This is a genomic window from Bradyrhizobium pachyrhizi (genome assembly GCF_029714545.1).
Lineage (GTDB): Bacteria > Pseudomonadota > Alphaproteobacteria > Rhizobiales > Xanthobacteraceae > Bradyrhizobium > Bradyrhizobium pachyrhizi.
This window is the reverse complement of record NZ_CP121667.1, coordinates 3,299,100-3,324,784: the sequence shown is the minus strand read 5'-3', so window position 1 is coordinate 3,324,784 and position 25,685 is coordinate 3,299,100. Positions and strand designations below refer to the sequence as shown.

23 protein-coding genes are annotated in these 25,685 nt (G+C 64.1%); 13 read left to right on the top strand and 10 right to left on the bottom strand.

The annotated features are described in order from the left end of the window. Nucleotides 1–18: 18 nt before the first annotated feature. Nucleotides 19–1,266, bottom strand: a complete 1,248-nt coding sequence (locus QA639_RS15265) for an amino acid ABC transporter substrate-binding protein (protein ID WP_028331755.1) — start codon at nt 1,264–1,266, stop codon at nt 19–21. Between the two features lie 231 nt (nt 1,267–1,497). Here QA639_RS15265 and QA639_RS15260 point away from each other — a divergent pair, with 231 nt between their 5' ends. The 4 genes from QA639_RS15260 (at nt 1,498) to QA639_RS15245 (ending at nt 5,361) form a co-directional block, all read left to right on the top strand. After that, the gene (locus tag QA639_RS15260) at nt 1,498–1,911 is read left to right on the top strand and encodes a Zn-ribbon domain-containing OB-fold protein (protein ID WP_283090155.1); all 414 of its coding nucleotides are present in this window, start codon (nt 1,498–1,500) and stop codon (nt 1,909–1,911) included. A gap of 4 nt (nt 1,912–1,915) precedes the next feature. Further along, on the top strand, nt 1,916–3,055 hold the full coding sequence (locus QA639_RS15255) for a thiolase C-terminal domain-containing protein (RefSeq protein ID WP_157348149.1): 1,140 nt from the start codon (nt 1,916–1,918) through the stop codon (nt 3,053–3,055). 108 nt (nt 3,056–3,163) lie between these two features. After that, entirely contained in the window at nt 3,164–4,078 is a 915-nt protein-coding gene (locus QA639_RS15250; RefSeq protein WP_018270553.1) for an SDR family oxidoreductase, read from the top strand. Nucleotides 4,079–4,248: 170 nt separating this feature from the next. Next, nucleotides 4,249–5,361: an SMP-30/gluconolactonase/LRE family protein gene (locus QA639_RS15245; protein WP_283090154.1), complete on the top strand. Its 1,113-nt coding sequence runs from the start codon at nt 4,249–4,251 to the stop codon at nt 5,359–5,361. A 133-nt stretch (nt 5,362–5,494) separates the two neighbouring features. Here QA639_RS15245 and ppc read toward each other — a convergent pair whose 3' ends face one another. The 3 genes from ppc to QA639_RS15230 form a co-directional block, all read right to left on the bottom strand. Next, nucleotides 5,495–8,302 (bottom strand): phosphoenolpyruvate carboxylase, encoded by a 2,808-nt coding sequence (ppc, locus tag QA639_RS15240; RefSeq protein WP_283090587.1) that lies wholly within the window; start codon nt 8,300–8,302, stop codon nt 5,495–5,497. 154 nt (nt 8,303–8,456) lie between these two features. Beyond that, nucleotides 8,457–10,001: an acyl-CoA synthetase gene (locus QA639_RS15235; RefSeq protein WP_157348148.1), complete on the bottom strand. Its 1,545-nt coding sequence runs from the start codon at nt 9,999–10,001 to the stop codon at nt 8,457–8,459. A 138-nt stretch (nt 10,002–10,139) separates the two neighbouring features. Further along, on the bottom strand, nt 10,140–10,952 hold the full coding sequence (locus tag QA639_RS15230) for a crotonase/enoyl-CoA hydratase family protein (RefSeq protein ID WP_028331761.1): 813 nt from the start codon (nt 10,950–10,952) through the stop codon (nt 10,140–10,142). Between the two features lie 100 nt (nt 10,953–11,052). On the opposite strand from QA639_RS15230, the gene QA639_RS15225 reads away from it, so the two are divergent. The 3 genes from QA639_RS15225 (at nt 11,053) to QA639_RS15215 (ending at nt 14,948) form a co-directional block, all read left to right on the top strand. Continuing rightward, a complete protein-coding gene (locus QA639_RS15225; RefSeq protein WP_157348147.1) occupies nt 11,053–11,928 on the top strand; it encodes an SDR family oxidoreductase in 876 nt (291 codons plus the stop codon). Between the two features lie 375 nt (nt 11,929–12,303). Next, nucleotides 12,304–13,245, top strand: coding sequence for an IS110 family RNA-guided transposase (locus QA639_RS15220; protein WP_283089054.1), 942 nt, complete (start codon nt 12,304–12,306; stop codon nt 13,243–13,245). 122 nt (nt 13,246–13,367) lie between these two features. Then, the gene (locus tag QA639_RS15215) at nt 13,368–14,948 is read left to right on the top strand and encodes a fatty acid--CoA ligase (protein WP_283090153.1); all 1,581 of its coding nucleotides are present in this window, start codon (nt 13,368–13,370) and stop codon (nt 14,946–14,948) included. Nucleotides 14,949–14,996: 48 nt separating this feature from the next. Here the strand turns inward: QA639_RS15215 and QA639_RS15210 are convergent, their stop codons facing one another. Then, entirely contained in the window at nt 14,997–15,476 is a 480-nt protein-coding gene (locus QA639_RS15210; protein WP_157348307.1) for a GFA family protein, read from the bottom strand. 15 nt (nt 15,477–15,491) lie between these two features. Then, complete coding sequence (locus QA639_RS15205; protein WP_050386051.1) at nt 15,492–16,766, bottom strand: acyl-CoA dehydrogenase family protein; 1,275 nt, start codon at nt 16,764–16,766, stop codon at nt 15,492–15,494. A gap of 220 nt (nt 16,767–16,986) precedes the next feature. Here QA639_RS15205 and QA639_RS15200 point away from each other — a divergent pair, with 220 nt between their 5' ends. After that, nucleotides 16,987–17,766 carry an enoyl-CoA hydratase-related protein gene (locus QA639_RS15200; protein WP_283090152.1) on the top strand — a complete coding sequence of 260 codons (780 nt, stop codon included), beginning with the start codon at nt 16,987–16,989 and terminating at the stop codon, nt 17,764–17,766. A gap of 216 nt (nt 17,767–17,982) precedes the next feature. On the opposite strand, the gene QA639_RS15195 is transcribed toward QA639_RS15200, so the two are convergent. Genes QA639_RS15195 through QA639_RS15185 form a run of 3 tightly spaced genes read right to left on the bottom strand, consistent with a single transcriptional unit; the run spans nt 17,983 to nt 20,133 of the window. After that, nucleotides 17,983–18,357 carry a DUF6285 domain-containing protein gene (locus tag QA639_RS15195; protein ID WP_157348305.1) on the bottom strand — a complete coding sequence of 125 codons (375 nt, stop codon included), beginning with the start codon at nt 18,355–18,357 and terminating at the stop codon, nt 17,983–17,985. Nucleotide 18,358: 1 nt separating this feature from the next. Next, nucleotides 18,359–19,345, bottom strand: a complete 987-nt coding sequence (locus tag QA639_RS15190) for a phosphotransferase family protein (protein WP_028331768.1) — start codon at nt 19,343–19,345, stop codon at nt 18,359–18,361. Continuing rightward, entirely contained in the window at nt 19,342–20,133 is a 792-nt protein-coding gene (locus QA639_RS15185) for an enoyl-CoA hydratase/isomerase (RefSeq protein WP_018270541.1), read from the bottom strand. The genes QA639_RS15190 and QA639_RS15185 overlap by 4 nt, the downstream gene beginning before the upstream one ends. Before the next feature lie 152 nt (nt 20,134–20,285). On the opposite strand from QA639_RS15185, the gene QA639_RS15180 reads away from it, so the two are divergent. The 5 genes from QA639_RS15180 (at nt 20,286) to QA639_RS15160 (ending at nt 24,504) form a co-directional block, all read left to right on the top strand. Beyond that, nucleotides 20,286–21,068 (top strand): SDR family NAD(P)-dependent oxidoreductase, encoded by a 783-nt coding sequence (locus tag QA639_RS15180; protein WP_038377103.1) that lies wholly within the window; start codon nt 20,286–20,288, stop codon nt 21,066–21,068. A 413-nt stretch (nt 21,069–21,481) separates the two neighbouring features. Continuing rightward, complete coding sequence (locus QA639_RS15175; RefSeq protein WP_028331771.1) at nt 21,482–21,859, top strand: VOC family protein; 378 nt, start codon at nt 21,482–21,484, stop codon at nt 21,857–21,859. 175 nt (nt 21,860–22,034) lie between these two features. Continuing rightward, nucleotides 22,035–23,309 (top strand): acyl-CoA dehydrogenase family protein, encoded by a 1,275-nt coding sequence (locus QA639_RS15170; protein WP_018270539.1) that lies wholly within the window; start codon nt 22,035–22,037, stop codon nt 23,307–23,309. A gap of 288 nt (nt 23,310–23,597) precedes the next feature. Beyond that, entirely contained in the window at nt 23,598–24,218 is a 621-nt protein-coding gene (locus QA639_RS15165) for a flavin reductase family protein (RefSeq protein ID WP_157348303.1), read from the top strand. A gap of 10 nt (nt 24,219–24,228) precedes the next feature. After that, nucleotides 24,229–24,504 (top strand): GNAT family N-acetyltransferase, encoded by a 276-nt coding sequence (locus QA639_RS15160; protein ID WP_157348302.1) that lies wholly within the window; start codon nt 24,229–24,231, stop codon nt 24,502–24,504. Between the two features lie 151 nt (nt 24,505–24,655). On the opposite strand, the gene yghU is transcribed toward QA639_RS15160, so the two are convergent. Beyond that, nucleotides 24,656–25,534, bottom strand: coding sequence for a glutathione-dependent disulfide-bond oxidoreductase (gene yghU / locus QA639_RS15155; RefSeq protein WP_283090151.1), 879 nt, complete (start codon nt 25,532–25,534; stop codon nt 24,656–24,658). Between the last annotated feature and the right edge of the window lie 151 nt (nt 25,535–25,685).

Genomic DNA, 25,685 nt, shown 5'->3' with positions numbered 1-25,685 from the left:
CTGCCGCACTCACCTGCATCACGGCGCCGGATAGATCGGCTTGCCGGTGGCGGTCTCGTGCGGATAGATCGAGACGAACTTGATGTGGTCGTGCTCGTCGACCGTGAGCTGGCCGAGCGGCGTCAGTTCGCCGATCTGACCACCGGTCTCATCCAGCGCGAAGGTGCCGTCCAGCGTCTTGAGCTGGCCGCTGAGCGAGAACACCGCGCGGCGCAGCTCCATCTGGTCGAGGCTGGTCGCAACCGACAGCGTCTTCTCGATCACCAGCGCCGTGGTGTAGCCGGCCACCGCGTTGAAGCCGAACTCCATCTTGCCGTCGTTGTACTTCTTGGTCCAGGCGGCGCGGAAATCCTTCATGTTCATCCCGAAATTGACGGGATAGTCCAATTCGGACGGCGGCACATAGGTCCAGATGTGTTCGAGGCCCTTGGCGCCGACATTCTTCTCGAGCAACTCGGTCTCGAGGCCGGCATAGATCGCGAACAGCATCTTGAACTTGGTGCCGACGTCCTGGACGTTACGCAGGAAGGCGATGTCGTTCGGCGCATAGCCAAAATGGATCACCGCGTCCGGATTGGCGTTGCTGATGTTGTTGATGATGACGTTGTAGTTGGTGGTCTCGGTCGGAACGCCCTGGTCATAGACGATCTCGATCGGCGCGCCGGACTCCTTGACGAACTTGCGGAACGCGTTGGCCTGGGTGCCGGTGAACTCGTTGGTCGAATAGAGGATCGCGACCTTCTTGATGCCGAGGCCAGGGCCGTCATGGCTGATGAAGTCGGCGACCGGCTTCGGCCACACCGTCGACACCGGATCGGCCATCAGCGCGATGTAGGGATTGTCCTTGGAGAAGAAGCTCGCGCCGGTGCCGGTCTGGTCGAACAGGAACATCTTGTGATCGCGCGCGATCGCAACCGCGGGCGCCGTCAGCACCGATCCGGAATCGGCGACCAGGAGATCGACCTTATCCTGGGTGACGAGCTGATTATAAAGCGTCGAGGCGGTCGCGGTGTTGCTCTGGTCGTCATAGGAGACGAGCTTGATCGGGATCTTCTTGTCGAACGCCTTCACGAACACGCCGCCCTCGGCGTTCTTCTGTTCGACCCACAATTTTAGCGAGCTGTAGACCGGCATCGAAATCGAGGCGTAGCGCCCCGACGACGCATAGAGCGTGCCGATCTTGATCTCCGACGGTGCGTCGGCGGCCATCGCCTGCGTGGCAAATGCGAGGCTGGCAGCGAGTGCCGCGCCGATGATCCTCAGCATGATATGTTCCTCCCGGCTATCTTGAACGTGTCTTGGACGCATCTTGGACGCGGCCCTTCTACGCGCCGGATCGGAGCGACACAAGCATCGCGGCCTTAGCAATTGTGCGAGGGGCGGAATATGCGGCATGCGCGGGACACAGGCCGCTGCGCGGAGCATGGATGGACCGTTGACGGGCCTTGGTTCAATGTCGCATCAAGACTGTAACGATTTCGGGAGGAGACATCAGACATGGCCGAGCCCGCGCGCGCGAAACCAAAGCCGACACCGGAGACCCAGCATTTCTGGGATGGCACCAAGGCCGGCGAGCTGCGCCTGCAGCGCTGCGATGCCTGCGCCAATGTCTACTTTCCGCCGCGTCCGTTCTGCCCCTCCTGCGCCTCGCGCAAGGTCTCGATCTTCAAGGCCAGCGGCAAGGGCAAGCTCTACAGCTACGTCATCAACCACCGTCCGGCCGCGCCCGGCTTCACGCCGCCTTACGCGATCGCCGTGGTCGAGCTCGACGAGGGCCCGCGCATGATGAGCAACGTCATCGATTGTCCGCAGACGCCGGAAGCGCTCGAACTCGACATGCCGCTCGAGGTCGCCTTCGAGGCGCTCGACGACAAGATCACCCTTCCTTTGTTCCGTCCGGCAAAGGGGTAATGTGATGCGCAGGAACCAGGTTGCCGTCGTCGGCGCGGCCGAAACAACCGAACTCGGCGTCATCCCGAACATGTCGCAGATCCAGCTGCACGCGGACGCGGCGCTGAATGCGATCGCGGACGCCGGCCTGAAGCTGTCGGACATCGACGGGTTCGCCACCGCGGTCGAGACCCCGCAGCAGATGGCGCACTATCTCGGCATCACGCCGACCTGGGTCGACGGCACCTCGGTCGGCGGCTGCTCCTTCATGCTGCATGTCCGCCACGCCGCCGCCGCGATCGAGGCCGGCCTCTGCAAGACCGTGCTGATCACCCATGCCGAGAGCGGCAAGTCGATGATCGGCAAGCAGCCGCGCTTCACGCCGGCCGACAGCCTCAACGGGCAGTTCGAGGCACCGTTCGGCGTCTACGGGCCACCGAGCATGTTCCCGATTCCCGTGCTGCGCTTCATGAAGACGCACGGCATCACGCATGAGCAGCTTGCAATGGTCGCCGTCGTGCAGCGCGAATGGGCGGCGAAGAATCCGCGCGCGACCATGAAGGATCCGATCACCGTCGCCGACGTCCTGAACTCGCGGATGATCGCCTATCCGTTCCGGCTGCTGCAATGCTGCCTCGTCACCGACGGCGGCGGCGCGCTGATCCTCACCTCGGCCGACCGCGCCAAGGATTTCCCGAACAAGCCGGTCTACATATCAGGCACCGGCGAGAGCGTGGAGACGCCGATGGTCAGCCAGATGAAGACGTTCGACTCGTCGCGCGCCTTCAAGGTGGCGGGTCCCCTGGCCTTCAAGGAGGCCGGCATCACACACAAGGACGTCGATCATCTGATGATCTACGACGCCTTCGCGCATTTGCCGCTCTACGGCCTCGGCGACCTCGGCTTCATGCCGTACGAGGAGACCGGCAAGTTCATCGCCGACGGCAACACCCGCCCCGGCGGCAAGCTGCCGCTCAACACCAATGGCGGCGGCCTCAGCTACATGCACTCCGGCATGTACGGCATGTACGCGCTGCAGGAGAGCGTACGGCAGATGCGCGGCATCGCGCCGGCGCAGGTGCCGAACGCGAAGATCTCGGTCTGCCACGGCGTCGGCGGCATGTTCGCCGCAAGTGGCACGATCATCTTTACGAACGAGAAGTAACAACCTCCGTCATTCCGGGATGGTCCGAAGGACCAGACCCGGAATCTCGAGATTCCGGGTTCGCACTTCGTGCGCCCCGGAATGACGGTCCCAACCAGGAGAACCGACATGGCAAAATCACTGCAGGACAAAGTCATCATCGTCACCGGCGCGGGCCGCGGCATCGGCCGCGAGATCGCACTGCTCTGCGCGGCGGAAGGCGCCAAGGTCGTGGTCAACGATCCCGGCGGCGCCGCCGATGGCGCCGGCACGAGTGCCGCGCCCGCCGAGGAGGTGGTCGAGGAGATCAAGAAGCGCGGCGGCACTGCGGTTGCAAATTTCGAGTCGGTCGCGGAAGCCATCCCCGCCAGCAAGATCGTGAAGACCGCGACCGACCATTTCGGCCGGCTCGACGGCGTCGTCAACAATGCCGGCATCCTGCGCGACATGATCTTCCACAAGATGAGCGTGGAGGCGTTCGAGGCCGTCATCAAGGTGCACCTGATGGGCTCGTTCTATGTCAGCCACGCCGCGGCGCGCATCTACCGCGAGCAGGAATCCGGTTCGTTCGTGCACTTCACCTCGACCTCCGGCCTGATCGGCAATTACGGCCAGGCCAACTACGCCGCCGCCAAGCTCGGCATTGTCGGCCTGTCGAAATCGATTGCGCTCGACATGGGCCGCTTCAACGTGCGCTCGAACTGCGTGTCGCCGTTCGCCTGGACCCGCATGATCGGCACCATCCCGACCGAGACCGATGCCGAGAAGGCGCGCGTCGAGAAGATCAAGCAGATGGGGCCGGAGAAGATCGCTCCGGTCTGCGCCTATCTGCTCTCGGACGCGGCCAAGGACGTCACCGGACAGATCTTCGGCGTGCGCATGAACGAGATCTTCCTGTTCGGCCAGCATCGTCCGGTGCGCTCGGTTCATCGTGGCGAAGGCTGGACGCCCGAGACCATTGCCGAACACGGCATGCCGGCGCTGAAGGGATCGTTCGCCAAGCTCGACCGCTCGGCCGACGTCTTCACCTGGGATCCGATCTGAATTTGATCTGATCTTCCGATCCGATCTGACAGTTTTATGAAATCGTCGCCTCCGCGAAACAGCGGGGGCGACACACTCTTTGGTTGTTTCATCATGGCGTGCCCGCATTGTGCCAGAATTGCGGGGGTATGATCGTCCTCCCGATAACAAAAAAGCCTGGGAGGACTTTCGTGACAAATCCAAGCAACATTCAGAAACATGAGGGCGACGGTGCGAAGGCATTCGACCGTCGGACAATCTTGCGCGGCGCAACCGTGCTTGCTGCCACCGCGATGGCGACATCCGATGCCGCAGCGCGCGACTTCGGTTCCAACGCTGAGCCGCAGCGCTATCCCGATCCGGACATCGTCGTGATCGACGACAAGCGCTTCAAGGCCAAGGTCGGCAACACCGCGATCAAGCGGCTCTACACCGGCTGCCTGTGGGCGGAGGGTCCGGCCTGGAACGCGCAGGGCCAGTATCTGGTCTGGAGCGATATCCCGGCCAACCGGCAGTTGCGCTATCTCGATGATGACGGCCACATCTCCGAGCAATTCCACAAGCCGTCGAACGAGGCCAACGGCTCGACCTTCGATTTCGAGGGCCGCCAGATCACCGCCGAGCGCACACGCCTGGTGCGCTACGAGCACGACGGAACCGTCACGCCCTTGGCGGAGCAGGCCAATGGCAAGCAGCTCAACGGGCCGAACGACATGGTCGTGCATCCCAACGACAAGTCGATCTGGTTCACCGATCCCGGCTATGGCGCGATCTCGATCTATGAGGGCCAGCTGGCCAACACCGGATCGAAGCAGCCTTACCAGAAGGAAGCCGTCTATCGCATCGACGCTGCGACCGGCCAGATCACCAAGGTCGCCGACGAGCCGTTCAAGCCGAACGGCATCGCCTTCAGCCACGACTACAAGAAGGTTTATGTCTGCGACACCGGCACTACGCACTATCCGAATGCTAAGAACATCGTCTGGCAGTACGACCTCAACGGCGACAAGCTCTCCAACCCGCGCACGCTGATCGACATGACGCTGGACGGCAAGTCAGGCTTCCCGGACGGCCTGCGTGTCGACGTCGACGGCAATATCTGGGTCGGCGCCGGCTGGGTCGGACCGGGCTATGACGGCGTGCAGGTGTTCGCGCCCGACGGCCAGCGGATCGGCCAGATCCTGCTGCCGGAGACTTGCGCCAACCTCACCTTCGGCGGCAAGAAGCGCAACCGCCTGTTCATGACGGCAAGCCAGTCGCTCTACGCGGTTTATGTGGAGACGAAGGGCGCACATAACTGCTGATCTAACCGTCGTCCCGGCGAAGGCCGGGACCCATTACCACTACAGTTGGTTGTAAGAAAGCTGGGGCCCACATCGTTCACGACACTCCCGGTCGTGGTTATGGGTCCCGGCCTTCGCCGGGACGACAGCGTAGCTAGCCGCTATTCCTCAGCCCCGCCGAAATCCCGTTGATCGTAATCTGAATCCCGCGCAGCACCTGCTCGTCCGGATTCTGCGCGCGATACTCCTTCAACAGCTCGACCTGCACGTGATTGAGCGGATCCATGTAAGGGAAGCGGTTGCGGATGCCGCGCTCCAGCAGCGGGTTGCCCTGCAGCAGCCGGTCATGCCCCATGATGTCGAGCAGCGTCTCGATCGACAGGTGCCATTCGCGGCGGATCTGGCCGAAAATCTTCTCGCGCAACGCGACGTCAGGCACCAGTTCAGCATAGCGCGAGGCGATCGCGATCGAGCTCTTCGCCAGCACCATATCCATGTTGGAGAGCAGCGTGCGGAAGAACGGCCATTCCCGATAGAGTTCCTGCAGGAACGCCATGCCCTGCTCCGGATGCTCTGATATCCAGCTCTCGACCGCGCTGCCGAAACCATACCATCCCGGCAGCATCAGCCGGCATTGCGCCCAGGAGAACACCCACGGAATGGCGCGCAGGTCCTCGATCTCGCGGGTCTTCTTGCGCGAGGCCGGGCGGCTGCCGATGTTCAGCGTCGCGATCTCGTTGATGACGGTCGAGCCCCAGAAATAATCGGCGAAGCCTTCGGTCTCATAGACGAGGCCGCGATAGGCCTTGAAGGCGAGCGCGGAAATCTCCTCCATCGCCTTGAGATATTCGGGGCGCGGCGCGCTCTGCCGCGGCTGCAGCAGGCTGGTTTCCAGCGTTGCAGCCGCGAGTATCTCCAGATTGCTGCGGCCGACCTCGGCATTGGAATATTTCGACGAGATGATCTCGCCCTGCTCGGTGATGCGGATCTGGCCGTTCACGGCGCCGCCGGGCTGCGCGATGATCGCGTCATAGCTAGGGCCGCCGCCGCGGCCGACCGAACCGCCGCGGCCGTGGAACAAGCGCAAGCGCACGCCGTGACGCTCGAACACCTCGACCAGGCCGATCTCTGCCTTGTAGAGTTCCCAACCCGAGGTGACGAAGCCGCCATCCTTGTTACTGTCGGAATAGCCGAGCATCACCTCCTGCGCGCTGCCGAGACTGTCGACCAACTTACGATAGTCGTGCAGCACCAGCATGCGATCCATGATGCCGCTGGAGGCCTGCAGATCCTCGATGGTTTCGAACAGCGGCACGATGTTGATGGCGCTGCGGCCGGACGGATTGACGAGCCCGACCTCTTTCAGCAGCACCGCGACCTCGAGCATGTCGGACATGCCCTGGCACATCGAGATGATGTACTGGGAGATCACCTCGGGGCCGAATTTGGCATGCGCCTCGGCCGCGGCCCGGAACACGGCGAGCTCGCTCTGGGTCTCCTCGGAATATTTCACGAAGGGCGAGGCCAGCGGCCGCGCATTGCGCAGCTCGCCGAGCAGCAGGCTGACGCGGGCGTCCTCGCCGAGCGCCAGATAGGACATCCCCGGATTGACGGTGTCGAACAGTTCGGCGATGGTGCGCTCGTGCACCGCCGAGTTCTGGCGGATGTCGAGCCGCGCCAGATGGAAGCCGAAGCAATCCACCGCCCGCCGCAACAGCCGCAGCCGGCCGCGCGCGATCACGCTGGAATTGTTCGCGATCAGCGAGCGGTTGAGCACGTCGAGATCGGCCTGGAACTCCTTCACGGTCGCGTACGGCTCGGCCTTGCCGACCGGCGGCCGCGTGGTCTCGACCTCGAGCCGAGAGGCCGTCGCCGCAAGCCTCGCATAGATGCCCGAAACGGCTAGACGATACGGTTCGCCGCTGCGATGCGGTGAGGTGTCGGGCGAACGCTCGGCGAGGCTCCGCAACTCGTCCGAGACGTCAGCGAGATGCGCCGCCAGCGACAATTCGGCGCCAAGCGCATGCAGCTCCTCGAGGTAGAAGTTGAGCGCCTGGCTCGACTGCAGGCGCAGCGTGCCGCGCATCACCTCCGCGGTGACGAAGGGATTGCCGTCGCGATCGCCGCCGATCCAGCTTCCCATCCTGAGGAAGGATGCGAGTTCTCCGGCCTCGCCGCCCTCCTTGTTCAAGCGGTCCTCCAGCGCGCAATGCAGCCGCGGCACCTCCTGCAGAAAGGTGTAGTCGTAGAACGACAGGCCGTTGGCGACCTCGTCGAGGACGGTCAATTTGGTCCGGCGCAGCAGATTGGTCTGCCACAGCGTCACCACGGCACGGCGAAGCTGCTCGTCGCTGGCCTCGCTCTCGTCCGGCGTCATCTGCAACCGCTCGCGGCGGTCGAGCAGATCGGCGATCTCCATCTCGCGGTCCATCGTGCTCTTGCGGCGGACCTCGGTCGGATGCGCGGTCAATACCGGGCTGACCAGTGCACTCTTGAAGAAGCTGCGCAGATCGGCCGGGCTGATGCCGGCCTGACGGGCATGCACCAGCGTCTGTTCCAGCGTGCTCGGCCGCGGTGCCCCGCTCGGCCCGTGGCTGCGCATCTGGCGGATGTTGTTCTGGTCCTCGGCGATGTTGGCGAGGTGGGAGAAATAGCTGAAGGCGCGGACGATCTGCAGCGTCTCGGCAATCGACATGCCGTCGAGGATGCCCTCCAGCTCCCGCCGCGCCAGCTTGTCCTCGTCGCGATGGAACCGAACCGAGGTCTGGCGGATGCGCTCGACCAGATCGAACACATCGGCCCCTTCCTGGTCGCGCACGGTGTCGCCGAGAACGCGCCCCAGGAGGCGGATGTCGTTCCGGAGCCGCGCATCCTCCTCCTGCGCGGTCGCTTCCAGAAGGCTGGCCTCTGCGGCACGCTTTGCGCGGATTTCCGCCTCGGACGGCATGGTCTGGGGAGGCATTACCTGGGGAGACATGGCTTGGCTACTCCAGAGGCTGCCCGGCTCCTCCCGAGTGTGCGCTTTTTTTGCCGCAGCGCAAGATGAACTTGGTGGCGGTGCACACATCCACCGACGTCGTCCCGGCGTAGGCCGGGACGACGTCGAGTTTTGCGGCCTAGATTCTCCGCCCCGCCCGCTCCCAATAGGGATCGCGCAGCCGGCGCTTGAAGATCTTTCCGGAATCCTCGCGCGGCAGGTTGGTCTGGATCTCGATGTGCTTGGGCACCTTGTAATCGGCGAGCGCGGTCTTGAGCTGGGCGCGGACGGAAGCGATGTCGAGCACGACGCCTGGCTGCGGCTCGACCACCGCCATCAGCGCCTCGCCGAACTCGGCATCGGGAATGCCGAACACCGCGCAGTCGTGCACGCCGGGGACGGCATGCAGCACCGCTTCGATTTCGGCCGGATAGATGTTGACGCCACCCGAGATCACCATGTCGCGCTTGCGATCGCAGATGAAGACGTAGCCGTCGGCATCGATATAGCCGACATCACCCGAGGTGATGAATCCCTGCCGGTCGATCTCGGCGCGCTTCTCCGACTTGTTGTGATAGGTGAAATCGGGATTGCCCTTGATCCGAGAATAGATCTCGCCGATCTGTCCCTGCGGCACCTCCTTGCCGTCGTCGCCGATGAAGCGCAGCTCGGCGCCGGGCGAGATCTTTCCGACCGTGCCGGGCTTCCTCAGCGCGTCCTCGGAATTGGCGAAAGTCACCGCACCTGACTCGGTCGAGCCGTAGAACTCGTAGATCACCGGCCCCCACCATTCGATCATGGCGCGCTTGACGTCGGGCGGACACGGCGCGGCGGCATGGATGATGTGGCGCAACGACGACATGTCGTACTTCCGGCGCACCTCCTCGGGCAGCTTCATCAGGCGGATGAACATCGTCGGCACCATGAAGATGGTGTCGATCCGCTCGCGCGCGATCAGCTGCAGAAACTCCTCCGCATCGAAGCGCGACATCAGCACCAGCGCGCCGCCGAGCTTGCCCGAACGCAGCCCGAACGAATTCGGCGCGGAATGGTAGAGCGGTCCCGGCAGGATCGCACGTGCACCGGGCTTCAGGCCGTAGATCATCGCGCGCATTGCTTCCGCATTGGCGGTCTGCTCCGGCGTCGGCGCGAAGCGGCGCACGCCCTTCGGATGGCCCGTCGTGCCCGAGGTGTAGATCATGTTCTGCGGCTGCGGCACCACCGGGCCGTCATAGCGCGGGAATTGCGCGAGCCAGGCTTCGAAATCGATCGCGAAATCCGGTGTCGCCAGATGGTCGGGATTGATCTTGTAGTTGGCGAGGATTTCCGGCGGCGTCGGCACGCTGAGCACGATGACGCCGGGCGGGATCGCGCCGCGCAGCGGATGCAGCATGTCGGCATGACCGATCAGGACGCGCGTGCCGGAATCCGTCAGCACGTAGTTGATCTCCTCCGGCTTGAAGTGCCAGTTGATCGGCACGCCATAGGCGCCGAGCCGCATCGCGGCATAGGCAGCCTCGATGAAGGCGATGTCGTTGCGCATCAGCATGCAGACGCTGTCGCCCGGCTTGACGCCGAGCTCGTTGAGGCCGCTGGCAATACGCTCGGCGCGCTCGGCCACCGCAGCGTGATCGCGCCGGCGACCGCCGCTGACGATGCCGAGGAAGGGCTGGGACGTTTCCATTGTCGTTGTCCGATCTTTCGTCGGGTTAAATGTCATTCCGGGGCGCGCAGAGCGCGAACCCGGAATCTCGAGATTCTCCGGTCCGCAATTGCGCACCATAGTTCGATGCTGCGCATCGCGCCGGAATGACTGCGGTCGTTACCCCGCATCCGCAAACCTTGGCGCGCGCTTCTCCAGATTGGCGCGCACGGATTCGGTCTGGTTCGGGCTGCCGAGCAATTTCTGCTGCTCGACCGATTCCGCGAGCAGTGCGGCCGCCGGGTCGACCGACAGATTGTTCAGCATGCGCTTGGCGGCACGGATCGCATCGGGGCTCTTGCCGGCGATCTCGCGCGCGACCTCGAGCGCCGCAGCACGCGGGTCGTCGCAGACGCGGGTGGCAAGGCCGTAACCTTGAGCCTCCTGCGCCGAGAAGATACGGCCGGTATAGGTGAGCTCGCGCAGGATGTCGTCGCGCACGAGGCTCGCGAGGATCGGCGTGCCCGCCATGTCGGGCACAAGGCCCCATTTGATTTCCATGATCGACATCCGCGCATCGGTCGAGAGGAAGCGCATGTCGGCGCCGAGCGCGAGCTGCAAGCCACCGCCGAACGCGACGCCGTGAACCGCGGCAATCACCGGCACCGGAAGCTGGCGCCAGCCCCAGACCGCCTGCTGCGGGAAATTGGCCTTGCCGTGGGTGCGAATGGTGAGATCGCGCTTCTCGCCGCCCGGCACCCCGTTACCGCCGTCCTTCATGGCGGCGAACCGGCCCATGTCGAGCCCGGCGCAGAATGCCCGGCCCTCGCCGGACAGCACCACCACCCGAACGGCTTTTTCCCTGGAAAGTCGGTCGGTTGCGGCCACCAATGCCTCGAACATCGCAGCGTCGAGCGCGTTCATCTTGTCCGCCCGCACTAGGCGGACATCGGCGATACCGTCCGAAATCGATATCGAAACGCGATCTTCCATTGAAATCTCCTCCGCTGTTCCTTGTTGGCGCTTTACAGAAAGGCCGTTGTCCGCTTTTAGTCAATCGACCAATTAACTGACAACCCCCGTGGAGGAAACGATGTTCTCTGATCAGCTTCTTGCCGGGCGGCGCATACTGGTAACCGGTGGTGGCACCGGTCTGGGCAAGGCCATGGCCTCACGGTTCCTGCAGCTCGGGGCGGAGGTGCATATCTGCGGCCGCCGCAAGAGCGTCTGCGACGAAACCGCCACCGAGCTGATGGCCGAGCATGGCGGGCGCGTGGTCAGCCACGGCGTCGATATCCGCAACGCGATGGCAGTCGACGAGATGATCGAGGCGATCTGGACCACCAGCGGTCCGCTCACCGATCTCATCAACAACGCCGCCGGCAATTTCATCTCGCGTTCGGAAGAATTGTCGCCGCGCGGCTTCGATGCGGTCGCCAACATCGTGATGCACGGCACCTTCTACGTGACGCACGCGGTGGGCCGGCGCTGGATCGCCGGCAGCCACCGTGGCAACGTGGTGTCGATCACCGTGACCTGGGTGCGCAATGGCTCGCCCTACGTGGTGCCATCGGCGATGAGCAAGTCGGCAATCCACGCCATGACCATGTCGCTTGCGATCGAATGGGGCCGTCACGGCATCCGCCTCAACACCATCGCGCCCGGCGAGATTCCGACGGAAGGCATGAGCAAGCGCATCAAGCCAGGCGACGAGGCCGGTGCACGGACCAAGGCGATGAACCCGATGGGCCGCGTCGGCACCATGGAGGAGTTGCAGAACCTCGCGGTGTTCCTGATCTCCGGCGGCTGCGACTGGATCAACGGCGAGACCATCGCCATGGACGGCGCGCAGGCGCTCGCGATGGGCGGCAACTTCTATCAGCTCCGCGACTGGAGCGACGACGACTGGACCAAGGCGCGCGAGTCGATCAAGGCGCAGAACGAGAAGGATCGCGCGGCGCGGGGCTGAAGCAACAGCTCGCGCTTCAACCACTGTCGTCCTCCTGGCGAAAGCGAGGACCCATAACCACCGCTGTGCGCGATTGCGCACGCTGCGGCCCCAACGTCGTGCCCCAACCTCAACTGTCGTCCCTGCGAAAGCAGGGATCCATAACCACAGATGTGCGCATTTGCGTACGCTGTGGCCTCAGCGTCGTGCCACATGAGCATTCGTGGTTATGGGTCCCTGTGTCTTGGAAGTCTGTCAGGATGGGTTGGGCGGGAAGCCGTTGGGTCCTTGGCGCTTGACGCCGTGAGCCGGCTCGGCCTCCCGCCCGTTCCATTACCAACCTGAACAGTTGCACGAGGCTGCGCCAACAGACCTCGCATCACAGGGACAGGCACCGTGATCATACCCCCTCGTTATGTCGGAATCGACGTCTCCAAGAAGCATCTCGATATCTTTGATGAAGCTGACGGCGTGTCCAGGCGCATCGCCAACGCGGCACAGGCCATCACACAGCAGGTGGCGCGTTGGCGATGCGATGCGCTGGTCGTCTTCGAGGCCACGGGCGCCTATGATCTCGCGCTTCGCGAGGCCCTAAGCCAGGCCGGTGTCCGCTTCGCTCGGATCAATCCGGCTCGAGCTCGCGATTTTGCGCGGGCCAGCGGCCAACTTGCCAAAACCGATCCGATCGATGCACGGATGCTGGCGGCCTTTGGCCGGGTCATGCAGCCGGCAACCGAGCGGGCCGCCAATCCCGCCCGCAACGCTTTGGCAGGGCTTGCAAAACGGCGGGACCAACTGGTTCTCATGCGCGCGCAGGAGAAGAACCGGCGCAGCGAGGCCGACGACTGCGCCATGGCCGAACGGATCAGTCGGCTCGTTGAGGTTCTCGACGGCGAGATCGCCGAGATCGAGGCCGATATCAACGCATTGACCAAGGCCGAGCCGGAGATCGCGGACGATGCGCGGTTGATGCGCTCACTGCCGGGCGTGGGTCCCGTGGCTTGCATGCAGCTGATCGCGAAGATGCCGGAACTTGGACATGTTGGAGCGAAGCAGATCGCCGCGCTCGCGGGCCTTGCCCCCTTCAACGTCGACAGCGGCGCCTTCCGTGGAAAACGCAAGATCGCCGGCGGCCGAAAGCGCGTTCGTGACGCCCTCTATATGGCGGCTCTGAACGCGGTTCGTCGGGCCGATCCATTCAAGGCCTTCTACGCGCGGCTGCGACAGGTCGGCAAACCAGCCAAGCTCGCTCTCATTGCCGTTGCCAGGAAGCTCCTAACGGTCCTCAACGCCATGATGCGCGACAGAAAGCCCTACCTGCAGACCAAGCCGACATAACAGTTGCCGGCCTGCGCCGGGACGACCGTGTTGAAAGATCGCGCCCATACACCCCATATTGTTTTTCCCGCGCGATGCCGCCACACTCGGCGCAACCAAAACAAGACGTCACGGGGGAAAACATGTCCGACGCGCCGAAACTGACCAACCTTGCCGACATGGTGCGCGAGCGCGCCAAAAGCCGCGGCGCTGCGCTGGCCTATGAATTCGAGGGACGGCAAACCTCCTTCGCCGGGTTCGACATCAAGACCAACCGCGTCGCCAACGCGCTGATCGCGATGGGCGTCAAGAAGGGCGAGCGCATCGCCTATCTCGGCAAGAACAGCGACTTCTATTTCGAGCTGTTGATGGGCGCGATGAAGGCCGGTGTGGTGATGGCGCCGGTGAACTGGCGCCTCGCGGGCCCCGAGGTCGCCTTCATCGTCGATGACTGCAGGGCCCCCGTGCTGTTCGTCGGCCCCGAATTCATCACGCAGGCGCGCACCATCCGCGACAAGCTGCCGAGCGTCCGCACCATCATCACGACCGAGGGCGGCGCGCCGGAATGGCCCGACTTCGTCGCGTGGCGCGATGCGCAGGGCGGCGACGACCCGCAGGTTGCGATCGAGCCGAAGGACATCGCGATCCAGCTCTACACCTCCGGCACGACCGGCAAGCCGAAAGGCGCGATGCTGTCGCACGCCAATTTTCTCAATCTGGTGCAGAGCGGCAACGAGGCCGAGAAGCCGGAATGGAACCGCTGGACCACCGACGACGTCTCGCTGGTCGCGATGCCGATCTTCCACATCGGCGGCTCCGGCTGGGGCGTGATGGGGCTCTATCACGGCGCCCGCGGCGTGATCGCGCGCGAGTTCGACCCGACCAAGGTGCTCGACTTCTTCGAGCAGTCCGGCATCACAAAGCTGTTCATGGTGCCGGCGGCGATGCAGTTCGTGGTGCGGCAGCCGCGCGCGCGGCAGGTCGACTTCTCCCGCCTGAAATACATGCTCTATGGCGCCTCCCCGATTCCGGCGGCGTTGCTGAAGGAATGCATCGAGGTCTTCAAATGCGGCTTCGTGCAGATGTACGGCATGACCGAGACCACCGGCACCATCGTCGCGCTGCCGCCGGAGGATCACATCGAGGGGCTCGACCGCATGCGCTCGGCCGGCAAGGCGTTGCCCGGCATCGAGCTTGCGATCCTCGATCCTGACGGCAAGCCGCTGCCGCCGGGCGAAGTCGGCGAGATCGCCACCCGCTCCGGCTCCAACATGGCCGGCTACTGGAATCTGCCCGAAGCCACCGCGCGCACCATCGACAGCGACGGCTGGCTGCGCACCGGGGATGCCGGCTACATGGACAAGGACGGCTACCTCTACATCCATGACCGCATCAAGGACATGATCATCTCCGGCGGCGAAAACATCTATCCAGCCGAGGTCGAGAGCGCGCTGTGCGACCACCCCGACGTGGCGGAGGCCGCTGTGATCGGCATTCCCGACGACAAATGGGGCGAGGCGGTGAAGGCGGTGGTGGTGATGAAGCCGGGAAAAGCCGCGACCGCGGCCGACATCATCAACTTCACGCGCGAGCGGATCGCCGGCTACAAGACGCCGAAATCGGTCGACTTCATCCCGGCGCTGCCGCGCAACCCGTCGGGCAAGATCCTGCGGCGGAGCCTGCGTGAACCGTATTGGGCGGGCAAGGACCGGCAGGTGAATTAGCCTCCTCTGTCGTCCCGGCCTTCGCCGGGACGACGATGGAGAGAGTCATCACGTCTTCTTCATCTTCTCCCGCATCGTGCGCCACCGCTCCTGCGCCTCTTTTGGCCAGACCTCTTTCCGATCGTAATACTCGGGGAACACTTTCACGCCCGGCGGGAAGGTCACCCAAGGCTGCTTCGAAGATGTGAAGATGTGCGCATCCGGCGGGCACTGGCTCGGATCGTCCAGTGTGCCGACGCGGACGAAGCGCACCGCCGGTCCCGCGCCCGGATAATTGCTCCACACCGCGACCTTGCAGATGGGGCAGCGCGCGATCTTCTGCCCCTTGCCGCTCGCCGACGGCGTGTCAACGATCTCGGGCTCGGCCGCGATGTGCTCGACCCGCTCGGCCTCGTACATCGCATTCAGCGCGTGCACCGTGCCGGTATCGCGCTGGCACCAGGTGCAGTGGCAGGCGTGCACGATCAGCGGCCTGCCGGTCAGGCGGTAGCGGACGTTTCTGCAGGTGCATCCACCTTCGATGCTCATGCCGCCTCCTCTGCGTTAGTGCTTGCCGGCTCCCATGTAGCCGAACAGGAAGCCCGCTACCTTGCGCTTCTGGATTTCCTCGCTGCCTTCCGTGATGCGATAGCGACGGTGATGGCGGTAGATGTGCTCGAACGGCTTGTGGCGCGAATAGCCCATGCCGCCATGCACCTGCATCGCGCGGTCGGCGGCTTCGCAACACAGACGGTTTGCCCAGAAATTGCACATCGAGACCCGGTCGGACAGCGTGTGCTCGACCTGTGCCTGGGTCAGTTGATCCATCTCCCAGGCGGTCTTGCGGATTAATAGCCGCAACATCTCGGCCTGGGTCGCAAGCTCGACCAGCGGCCACTGGATCGCCTGGTTCTCGGCCAGCGCCTTGCCGAACGGCTTGCGCTCGCGGGCATATTTCACGCTCTCATTGATGCAGTAGACCGCAGCGCCGAGCGAGCTCGCCGCCTGGCGGATGCGGTTCTCATGCACGAAGCATTGCGCCAGCGACAGGCCGCGGCCGACCTCGCCGAACTGCGCATCCTCAGGCACGAACACATCGGTGAAGCTGACCCGCGGATGGTCGGTCGGCATGTTGAAGGTCCACATATACTCCTCGACCTTCACGCCTGCCGATTTCGCCGGCACCAGGAAGCAGGTGATGCCGCGCGCGTCGCCGTCATTGCCCGAGGTGCGGGCAAACAGCGCGCAATGGGTGGCGACATGCATGCCTGTCGTCCACATCTTTTCGCCGTTGATGATCCAGCCCTTGACGTTGTCGCGCGTGGCCTGAACCGCTTTGGTTTCCATATGGGTGGCGTCCGAGCCGTGCTCGGGCTCCGTCAGACCGAACGTGATGCGGTACTTGCCGGTGATCGAGCCGTCGATCATCGCCTTCTGCTCGTCGGTTCCGTAGCGGTCGAGCATGGTCACGATCGGCAGATTGCCGACGATCGAGTGCTCGTTCTGCAAATCGTTGTGCAAGCCGAGACCCTTTGAGGCAAAATGTTCACGGATGACGGCCATCCAGAGGTTGGAGCCGTCCTTGCCGCCATAACGCTTCGGGATCGCGAAACGCAGATGGCCGGCGGCGTCAGCCAGGTTCTTGGCCTTGCGCAGCAACAGCTCCCATTCATGGCGCGGCAGGCCGCCCTTGTCGAAATCGGTGCGCGCCCATTCACGGCGATGGTCGAAGAAGCGGATGTTGTCGTCAGCCTCTTCCAGCGGCTTGATCTCGCGTTCGATGAAGCGATCGAGCTCGGCGAGATAGGCTGTCAGGTCAGCCGGCAGATTGAAATCCAAGGCGGTCTCTCCCGGAAATATTGTTGAATCTGATTTTGCGTCTAGACGCTGTCGCGCATCCGCGTTCGGGTCGATTAAGGTGAGAAGCCTGTCGCCAAGTCAAGCAGGCGAGCGAGGCTTGCACGCGCGGTCGCCTTGCGTAATTGGATGGCACGGAACGACGCGCAGGCGCTAGGATATCAGCAATATTCTTCGCCGCAGAAAATCGACGGGAGCAAACATGGATCTGAAATTCTCCAAGGTGACGCGCAAGGGTCCCATCACCATCGTGACGCTGTCGCGGCCCGAGGTCTACAACGCGCTGCATATCGACGCGCATTTCGAGCTCAACAAGGTGTTCGACGACTTCTCCGCCGATCCCGAGCAGTGGGTCGCGATCGTCACCGGCGCCGGCGACAAGGCGTTCTGCGCCGGCAACGACCTGAAATGGCAGGCCGCCGGCGGCAAGCGCGGCTGGGACAAGGGCGGCTTCGCCCGCCTCACCACCCGCTTCGACTGCGACAAGCCGATCATCGCCGCCGTCAACGGCGTCGCGATGGGCGGCGGGTTCGAGATCGCATTGGCCTGCGACCTGATCATAGCTTCCCAGAATGCGACCTTCGCCCTGCCCGAGCCGCGCGTCGGCCTCGCTGCGCTGGCCGGCGGCCTGCACCGGCTGCCGCGCCAGATCGGGCTGAAGCGCGCCATGGGCATGATCCTGACCGCGCGCCACGTCAGCGCCAAGGAAGGCCTCGAGCTCGGCTTCGTCAACGAGGTGGTGCCGCAGGGCGAGGCGCTGGCAGCCGCCGAGCGCTGGGCCGAGACCATCACCAAGAACTCGCCGATGTCGATCCGCGCCTCCAAGCAGGCGATCCAGAAGGGCCTCGAAGTCTCGCTGGAGCAGGCACTGGCCGAGCAGCGCGACTATCCGGCGGTGAAGGCAATGGCCGCCTCACAGGATTACATCGAGGGCCCGAAGGCGTTTTCGGAGAAGCGGCCGCCGAAGTGGCTCGGGCGGTAATCGCTCTGTCCAGTCGTCGTCCCGGCGCAGGCCGGGACCCATACTCCGCGGCCAGTGTTGTGAACGGGATCGTCGTTCCGGCCGTGCGCAACACCCGATATTTGTGAGTCCCGGCCTTCGCCGGGACGACGTCGGATGTATCGCGACCTGTTGAGCGCCGCGATACCCATCAGCGTCATCCGCGCTTCTGATGGGTTTCGCTGCGCTCTACCCATCCTACTTGGTCTCCAGTTCCCGCTTGTAGGACGCGTAGTTCGGCTGGTCGACGGCGAGCTTATCCAGCGTGGTCTGCCAGAGATGCTCCGATAGCCCCGGCGTTTTCAGATCGACCTCGCCACCTGCGATCTTCTCCGACAGCACGCGGTTCAGCTCCATCAGCGTGCCGCCCGTGCCCAGCAATTGCTTCAGCCGCGCGGCCTCGGTCGCATCGCCGGCCTCGGCGAGCGCGAGCTGCCGCGTCACCAAATCGAGCGCGTTGATCCCGACGCGAAGCTTGAAGCCGTTGTGCCCCTTGATCGCGGGCGCGATCTCGCTGCGCAGGAAATCGGCGACGGCCTTGATCAGTTCGGTGGGTGTCGGTTCGTCCTGCATCTCAACGACCTCTCGGTGCGAGTAGCCTAAGCAGATCGATCTCGGTTTCCGACGCGCGCCGCCCGATCATCGCGCGCTCCATCGAGTGATCGGGGCCGCTTCGGAAGCGCTGCATCATGCCGCAGCACATCACACCCCAGCGCAGCGTGCCCATCACTTCCCAGAACATCACGCGGTCGGGGTCGGCCTTGCGGCCGGCTTCCTCATAGCCTGCGAACAAATCTTCGCGTGTGCCGAAACCGCCGACCGGCTTGTCGATCTCGCCGAAGCGCCACGAGTTGACGCAGATCCACCCCAGGTCCTCCATCGGGTCGCCGGTATGCGCGAGTTCCCAGTCGAGCACCGCGCGCACCCCGTCGGGACCGATGATCAGATTGCCGTGGCGGAAATCGCCATGCACCAGCGTCGTCTCGGACGACGGACCGGGATCGTGATCGCGCAGCCAGCGCAGCGCCAACTCGAACACCGGCCGCGGCCAGTTGAAGCTGTGATACTCGCGGGCGAGATCCTCGATCTCCCTGGTTGCGGTCAAGCTGCGCAGCTTCGGCAGTTTGGCCTGCGGCAGGCCATGGATGCCGGCGATGACGCGGCCGAGCTGGCGGGCGAGGATCGGCCGTGCACCGGCAAATTCCTCGTCGCGCAAAATTTTCCGCGCGATGGTCTCGCCCTCGACCCGCGCCATGATGAAGCCGCGGCCAAGGCCGTCCTCCGGCCTCAAGACATGCATCACCTTCGGCGATGGCAGGCCCGCGTCATGCGCGAGCTGCATCAGCGTCGCCTCGGCATCGAGGCCGGCGGCGCGGCCCGGCGCGGCACCGTAGCCCGGCGGCGCACGGCGCAGGATCGCGCCGATAGTGCCGTTCGGGTGCACGATATCGAACGTCCAGGTCTCCTGGCTGGCGCCGCCGGAGAGCTTTGCGGCACCGGTGACGCCGGTTGCGCCCGGATGAAACGAGGCGACGCAGCGGGTGAGTTCGGTCTCGATCATTTGCCCTTGAACTTCGCCGGCCGCTTCTCGAGGAATGCGGTGACACCTTCCTTGAAATCCTCGGCGCTACCGGCAAGGCGCTGCGACTCGAATTCCAGATTGAGCTGATCCTCGAGGGTATTTTCCGGGCTGTCCCAATAGAGCTTTCGGATCAGCGACAACGCCACCGTCGGGCCGTTGGCGAGATCGTGCGCGAGCTTCATGGTTTCTTCCATCAGCGCGGCGTCGTCATAGACGCGGTTGACGAGACCCCACTCCAGCGCCTTCTCGGCCGGCAGCCGCTCGCCGAGCAGTGACAGCTCGACCGAGCGCGCCTTGCCGATCAGCCGCGGCAACAGCCAGGTTGAGCCGCAATCCGGCACCAGGCCGATGCGGCGGAACGCCTGCAGGAAATAGGACGAGCGTGCGCACAGGATGAGGTCGCCCATCAGGGCGAAGCTCATGCCGGCGCCGGCGGCCGGCCCGTTCACCGCCGTCACGATCGGACAGTGCAGCTTACGCAATCGGCGCAGGAACGGATGGAACGCGGTCTCCAGCGCCGCGCCGGCATTGCTCTTGCCGGGCTTCTGCTGGTTGCGGCCCTGCAAATTGGCACCGGTGCAGAAGGCGCGACCTGCGCCCGTGATCACCAGGCAGCGCACCTCGTCGCGCTTGTCGTCGATCGCATCGAGCGCCTCGGCAAGCCCGCCCAGCATGTCGATCGAGACCGCGTTCATGACTTCCTGGTGGTCGAGCCTGAGGATCGCGACCGATCCATCGAAGTCGAGCGTGACGTGTTTGAACTGCATGGTTTCCTCTTCACGTTGTTTCGCCGGTTTGGTACCGCGGTAGGTCGATCCTTCGACCCATATTTGATTTTTGTGCCGGGCTTGTCCATGGTCGGCGGCAAGCCCATCCGTGAACGCGTGATTAGCGCGCACCAAACCAAATGGAAACCCCAATGAGTGGCATCTTCGATCTCACCGGCCGCGTCGCTGTCATCACCGGCGGCAATGGCGGCATCGGCCTCGGCATCGCGCAGGCGCTGAACGCCGCTGGTTGCAACGTCTCGATCTGGGGCCGCAACGCGGAAAAAAACGCCAACGCCGCGGCCTCGATGAAGGCCGGCCCCGGCAAGGTCGCGACGCAATTCTGCGACGTCAGCGATTCCGGCTCGGTCAAGACCGCGATGAAGGCAACGCTGGACACCTTCGGCCGCGTCGATGGCTGCTTCGCCAACGCCGGCATCGGCGGCGGCGGACGTAGAGCCTTCATCGACCGCACCGAGGAGGAATGGCGCAAGATGTTCGCGACCAATCTCGACGGCGTGTTTCACGTATTCCAGGCTGCGGCACGCCACATGACCGACCGCGCCGAGGCCGGTGACAAGTTCGGCCGGCTGGTCGCGACCTCGAGCCTCGCCTCGCTGTTCGGCACCGCGCGCAACGAGCACTATGCCGGCACCAAAGCGGCGCTGAACGCGCTGTGCCGCGCGCTCGGCGTCGAGCTCGCGCGCCACGGCGTCACCGCGAACGCGATCCTGCCCGGCTGGATCAAGAGCGACATGACCGCCGGCATCATGGCCAACGACAAGTTCGTCGCCAATGTGATGCCGCGCATCCCCCTGCGCCGCTTCGGCGAGCCGAGCGATTTCGGCGGCATCGCCGTCTACATCATGAGCAAGGCGTCGTCCTATCATACGGCGGATTGTTTTGTGATCGACGGCGGGTACACGGCGTTCTAGCCCAACCGTTTCCGCATCACCGGTGTCGTCCCGGCGAAGGCCGGGACCCATACGCCGCGGCGGGTGTTGTGAACGGGATTCGTCGTACCAGCATCGCACCACAAATGACGTCGGTGGTTATGGGTCCCAGCTTGCGCCGGGACGACATCGAGTTTTTTGCGCCAGTTCTGAATCATACATCCGTATCCTCGCGGCGCCGCTGAGTCCGAGTCTTGCGTTTACTTGCCCTCCTCTCACACAGGGCGCAGGAAAGCGCACCTGGGGGCGCGCATCTTGGCGCGAGCCCGGAACGACGAGTGGAGAGTGTAACCGCGCGACGCGGCGTCGCTTCCGTCGTGGCAAAACTGCTGCTAGCGTTTGAGCCGCAAGGGACGCAATGAGGCGGCTTCTCACAAGCAGGGAGGATATTTCAGATGTTTTCACACGTGATGGTTGGCACCAACGATCTGGACAAGGCCAAGGCGTTCTATGATGCGCTGCTCGGCACGCTCGATGTCCGGCCGGCCCGGGTTGACGGTCACCGCATCATGTACCTCACCAAGGCCGGCATTTTCATGGTGTCCAAGCCGATCAACGGCGAACCGGCGACGCACGCCAACGGCGGCACGATCGGCTTTGCCTGCTCTTCGCCGGAGCAGGTCCATGCCTGGCACGCCGCCGGCATCGCCAATGGCGGCAAGCCTTGCGAGGACCCGCCGGGCGTACGGGAAGGGTCTGGCGTGAAGCTCTATCTCGCCTATCTGCGCGACCTCGACGGCAACAAGATCTGCGCGATGCACCGGATGAGCTGACCGGCGCCCGCCGGAATCTTTTCACGCTGTACGCGGCGGCGTTCAAACAACGTTTGAAACGCCGTCGCGAAATTCCATGATGCGGTAGAGGTGATCGGAAAATCGGTACTCGCGCTTCGCGTCGCACGCGTCTATTGTCCGCCGCGAAACGCGCCTTCGCGAGGGAGAAAAGACAATGAAGCATGCCTATGTGCCGCGCACCACGAACTACACGCTCAATCCGGGCGACGAGCTCAATGACCTGCGCATGTCGGACAAGGTCCGCCCGCTCTATGACCATGTGAAGCAGTTCATCCGCGACACGGTCGACCCGATGTCGGTCGAGTTCTATCGCGCCGGCGAGAAGAAGACCAACCGCTGGAGCTTCACGGACGAGCAGCTCGCGATCCTGCAGAAGGCCAAGGACAAGGCCAAGGAAGTCGGCCTCTGGAACTTCTTCCTGCCCGACGCCGAAACCGGCGAAGGCCTCAACAACCTCGACTACGCCTATATCGCCGCCGAGCTCGGCAAGAGCCCGCTGGCCTCCGAGACGATGAACTGCTCGGCCCCCGACACCGGCAACATGGAGGTGCTGGAGCGCGTCGGCACCAAGGCGCAGAAGGAGAAGTGGCTGAAGCCGCTGCTCAACGGCGAGATCCGCTCGGCCTATGCGATGACCGAGCCGAACGTCGCCTCCTCCGACGCCAAGAACATCTCGACCACCGCGAAGCTCGTCGGCGACGAGTGGGTGATCAACGGCGAGAAGTATTACATTTCCGGCGCCGGCGATCCGCGTTGCAAGATCATGATCGTGATGGTGAAGACCAATCCCGACGCAGCGCCGAGCAAGCAGCAATCGCAGATCCTGGTACCGATCGACACCCCCGGCGTCGAGATCCTCGGGCCCATGCACGTGTTCGGCCATGACCATGCGCCGCGCGGCCACATGCATCTGCGCTTCAACAATTGCAAGGTGCCGAAGGAGAACATGCTGCTCGGCGAAGGCCGCGGCTTCGAGATCTCGCAGGTCCGCCTCGGACCGGGCCGCATCCATCACTGCATGCGCACCATCGGCAAGGCCGAGAAGGCGCTCGACATGATGGTGCAGCGTGGCCTCACCCGCGAAGCGTTCGGCAAGAAGATCGCCCATCTCGGCGGCAACATGCAGATCATCGCCCAGGCGCGTTGCGAGATCGAGGCGATGCGGCTGATGGTGCTGAAGGCGGCCAAGGCGATGGACGTGCTCGGCAACAAGGAAGCTCGCGTCTGGGTCTCGATGGTCAAGGCCATGGTGCCCGAACGCGCCTGCAAGGTGATCGACCAGGCGATCCAGATGCATGGCGCCACCGGCATCTCGCAGTGGTCGCCGCTCGGCGAAATGTACCAGGACGTCCGCCATCTCCGCTTCGCCGACGGTCCGGACGAGGTGCACTGGATGGTGGTCGGCCGCCACGAGCTAAGCATGCCGTAGTCGCTTCTTCTCCTTCTCCCCGCTCTTGCGGGGAGAAGGTCGGGATGAGGGGCTCCCCTGCACGGGGCGGTGAATGCTGAACTCGCGGAGAACCCTTCACCCGAATCGCATCTAACGATGCGATCCGACCTCTCCCCGCAGGCGCGGCGAGGTAAGGGAAGAGCGCTCCAAGGAATAAACAAGCAAGTCTGCAAGGCGGGTTCGCGCGAGCGTGTCCCGCCTTTTACTTTGCTGTCCGGTCGCGGCGGGTTACGCTCCCCTAACCCGCCCTCCGTTTTCGGACATCCCATGGAATACGCCCCAAGCGACCTCACCCAGCGCGAACGCTACAAGGTGCTGACCTCCTTCGTGCTGCCGCGGCCCATCGCCTGGGTGACGAGCACGAGCGCGGACGGCGTGGTCAATGCCGCACCGTTCTCGTTCTTCAACGTGTTCTGCGAGGATCCGCCGCTCTGCATGTTCGCGGTCAACCGCAGGCCCGACGGCCGCGAGAAGGACACCCTGGTCAACATCCAGCGTCTCGGCGAATTCGTGGTCAACCTGACCGACGAGCCGCTGGCGCGCGCGATGCATGAGACCTCGGGCGACTTCCCGCCCGAGATCGGCGAGCCCGACTATCTCGGCCTCAAGCTCGCGCCATCGACCAAGATTGCGGTGCCGCGGCTCGCCGACGCACCGTTCGCGATGGAATGCAAGACCTGGAAGCTGATCGACGTCAATGGCGACCGCGAGCTGATCATGGGCGAAGGCATTCACTTCCACATCCGCGACGAATTGTGGGACCGCGAGGCGATGCGCGTCCACATGGATCGCTACCACCCGATCGGCCGCATGTTCGCCGACCGCTACTGCCGCACCGACGACCGCGTGGTGTTTCCCGCGGCCGAGGGCGCGCAGAAGAAATCATGAGGACAAGACAATGAGCGAAATCTTCAGCGACAACGCGGCGCAGAGCCGGTTCGAGCTCGCCGTCGACGGCTCAACCGCCTTCGTGGCGTACCGCAAGACGCCGGACACGATCACGCTGGTTCATACCGAGGTCCCGCCGGAGCTCGGCGGCCGCGGCATCGGCTCCAAGCTCGCCCGCGCGACACTCGACGCCGTGCGTGCGCAGGGCATCAAGCTCGTCGTGAAATGCGAATTCATCCAGGGCTTCATGAAGAAGCATCCGGAGTATGACGATTTGCTGGGCTAAGGCGTAGGGCAGGTTAGCAAAGCGTGTCATCTCGTCATGGCCGGGCTTGTCCCGGCCATCGACGTCTTCGACCCAGTGGGCAAGACGTGGATGCCCGGCACAAGGCCGGGCATGACGAGTTTCACGGGCGGGCCGACGGTAGTCGGCGATGCTAAGACGCCACCGGCTCGCCGATCTTGTCCTGCGTCTTCGTTTCGAAATCGCTGGCGTCGTGGCGCTCATGGAGCTGGCTTGACGGCTCGCCCCAGGTGCGGTTGACCATGCGGCCGCGCTTCACCGCCGGCCGTGCTGCAATCGCGTCGGTCCAGCGCTGCACGTTCTTGTAGTCCTGCACCGAGAGGAATTCGCCGCCGCCATAAAGTAGGCCCTTGGCGAGGCTGCCGTACCACGGCCACACCGCCATGTCGGCGATGGTGTAGACATCGCCCGCGAGATATTCGTTGTCGGCGAGCCGGCGGTCGAGCACGTCGAGCTGGCGCTTCACCTCCATCGCAAAGCGGTCGATGGCGTATTCGATCTTGGTCGGCGCATAGGCGTAGAAATGCCCGAAGCCGCCGCCGAGATAGGGCGCCGCGCCCATCTGCCAGAACAGCCAGGAGAAGGTTTCGGCACGGGACTTGACGTCGGTCGGCAGGAACGCGCCGAATTTTTCAGCCAGATAAACCAGGATCGAGCCCGACTCGAATACCCTGATCGGCTCCTTTCCGCTGCGGTCCATCAGCGCCGGGATCTTCGAGTTCGGATTGACCGCGACGAAGCCGCTGCCGAACTGATTGCCGTCGATCTTGATCAACCAGGCGTCGTATTCCGCGCCCGTGTGCCCCGCCGCCAGCAGCTCTTCCAGCATTACGGTGACCTTCACGCCGTTCGGCGTCGCCAGCGAGTAGAGTTGCAGCGGATGGCGGCCGACCGGCAGTTCCTTGTCGTGGGTGGGACCGGCGACCGGCCGGTTGATGCTGGCAAAGCGCCCGCCGCTCTCCTTGTTCCAGGTCCAGACTTTGGGCGGCTCGTAGGCAGGAATGTCATTCACGTCGTTGGCTCCCGATTCATGTTCTTGCCAGGTGGCGCGGCGGCCGCCGTGCCCATCCCCATGTCCGCACTAGATGGTGGGCTCGCTCGGCTTTGCCCAGCCCACGCCATCGCATTTTCTACCTTGCGGAATGCGCTGCGAGCGATGCAGC

What these genes read in the sequence shown, in the direction of transcription:
- QA639_RS15265 (WP_028331755.1), bottom strand. Translation starts at nt 1,266, where the DNA reads ATGCTGAGGATCATCGGCGCGGCACTCGCTGCCAGCCTCGCATTTGCC.
- QA639_RS15260 (WP_283090155.1), top strand. Translation starts at nt 1,498, where the DNA reads ATGGCCGAGCCCGCGCGCGCGAAACCAAAGCCGACACCGGAGACCCAG.
- QA639_RS15255 (WP_157348149.1), top strand. Translation starts at nt 1,916, where the DNA reads ATGCGCAGGAACCAGGTTGCCGTCGTCGGCGCGGCCGAAACAACCGAA.
- QA639_RS15250 (WP_018270553.1), top strand. Translation starts at nt 3,164, where the DNA reads ATGGCAAAATCACTGCAGGACAAAGTCATCATCGTCACCGGCGCGGGC.
- ppc (WP_283090587.1), bottom strand. Translation starts at nt 8,302, where the DNA reads ATGCCTCCCCAGACCATGCCGTCCGAGGCGGAAATCCGCGCAAAGCGT.
- QA639_RS15235 (WP_157348148.1), bottom strand. Translation starts at nt 10,001, where the DNA reads ATGGAAACGTCCCAGCCCTTCCTCGGCATCGTCAGCGGCGGTCGCCGG.
- QA639_RS15230 (WP_028331761.1), bottom strand. Translation starts at nt 10,952, where the DNA reads ATGGAAGATCGCGTTTCGATATCGATTTCGGACGGTATCGCCGATGTC.
- QA639_RS15225 (WP_157348147.1), top strand. Translation starts at nt 11,053, where the DNA reads ATGTTCTCTGATCAGCTTCTTGCCGGGCGGCGCATACTGGTAACCGGT.
- QA639_RS15215 (WP_283090153.1), top strand. Translation starts at nt 13,368, where the DNA reads ATGTCCGACGCGCCGAAACTGACCAACCTTGCCGACATGGTGCGCGAG.
- QA639_RS15210 (WP_157348307.1), bottom strand. Translation starts at nt 15,476, where the DNA reads ATGAGCATCGAAGGTGGATGCACCTGCAGAAACGTCCGCTACCGCCTG.
- QA639_RS15200 (WP_283090152.1), top strand. Translation starts at nt 16,987, where the DNA reads ATGGATCTGAAATTCTCCAAGGTGACGCGCAAGGGTCCCATCACCATC.
- QA639_RS15195 (WP_157348305.1), bottom strand. Translation starts at nt 18,357, where the DNA reads ATGCAGGACGAACCGACACCCACCGAACTGATCAAGGCCGTCGCCGAT.
- QA639_RS15190 (WP_028331768.1), bottom strand. Translation starts at nt 19,345, where the DNA reads ATGATCGAGACCGAACTCACCCGCTGCGTCGCCTCGTTTCATCCGGGC.
- QA639_RS15185 (WP_018270541.1), bottom strand. Translation starts at nt 20,133, where the DNA reads ATGCAGTTCAAACACGTCACGCTCGACTTCGATGGATCGGTCGCGATC.
- QA639_RS15180 (WP_038377103.1), top strand. Translation starts at nt 20,286, where the DNA reads ATGAGTGGCATCTTCGATCTCACCGGCCGCGTCGCTGTCATCACCGGC.
- QA639_RS15175 (WP_028331771.1), top strand. Translation starts at nt 21,482, where the DNA reads ATGTTTTCACACGTGATGGTTGGCACCAACGATCTGGACAAGGCCAAG.
- QA639_RS15170 (WP_018270539.1), top strand. Translation starts at nt 22,035, where the DNA reads ATGAAGCATGCCTATGTGCCGCGCACCACGAACTACACGCTCAATCCG.
- QA639_RS15165 (WP_157348303.1), top strand. Translation starts at nt 23,598, where the DNA reads ATGGAATACGCCCCAAGCGACCTCACCCAGCGCGAACGCTACAAGGTG.
- QA639_RS15160 (WP_157348302.1), top strand. Translation starts at nt 24,229, where the DNA reads ATGAGCGAAATCTTCAGCGACAACGCGGCGCAGAGCCGGTTCGAGCTC.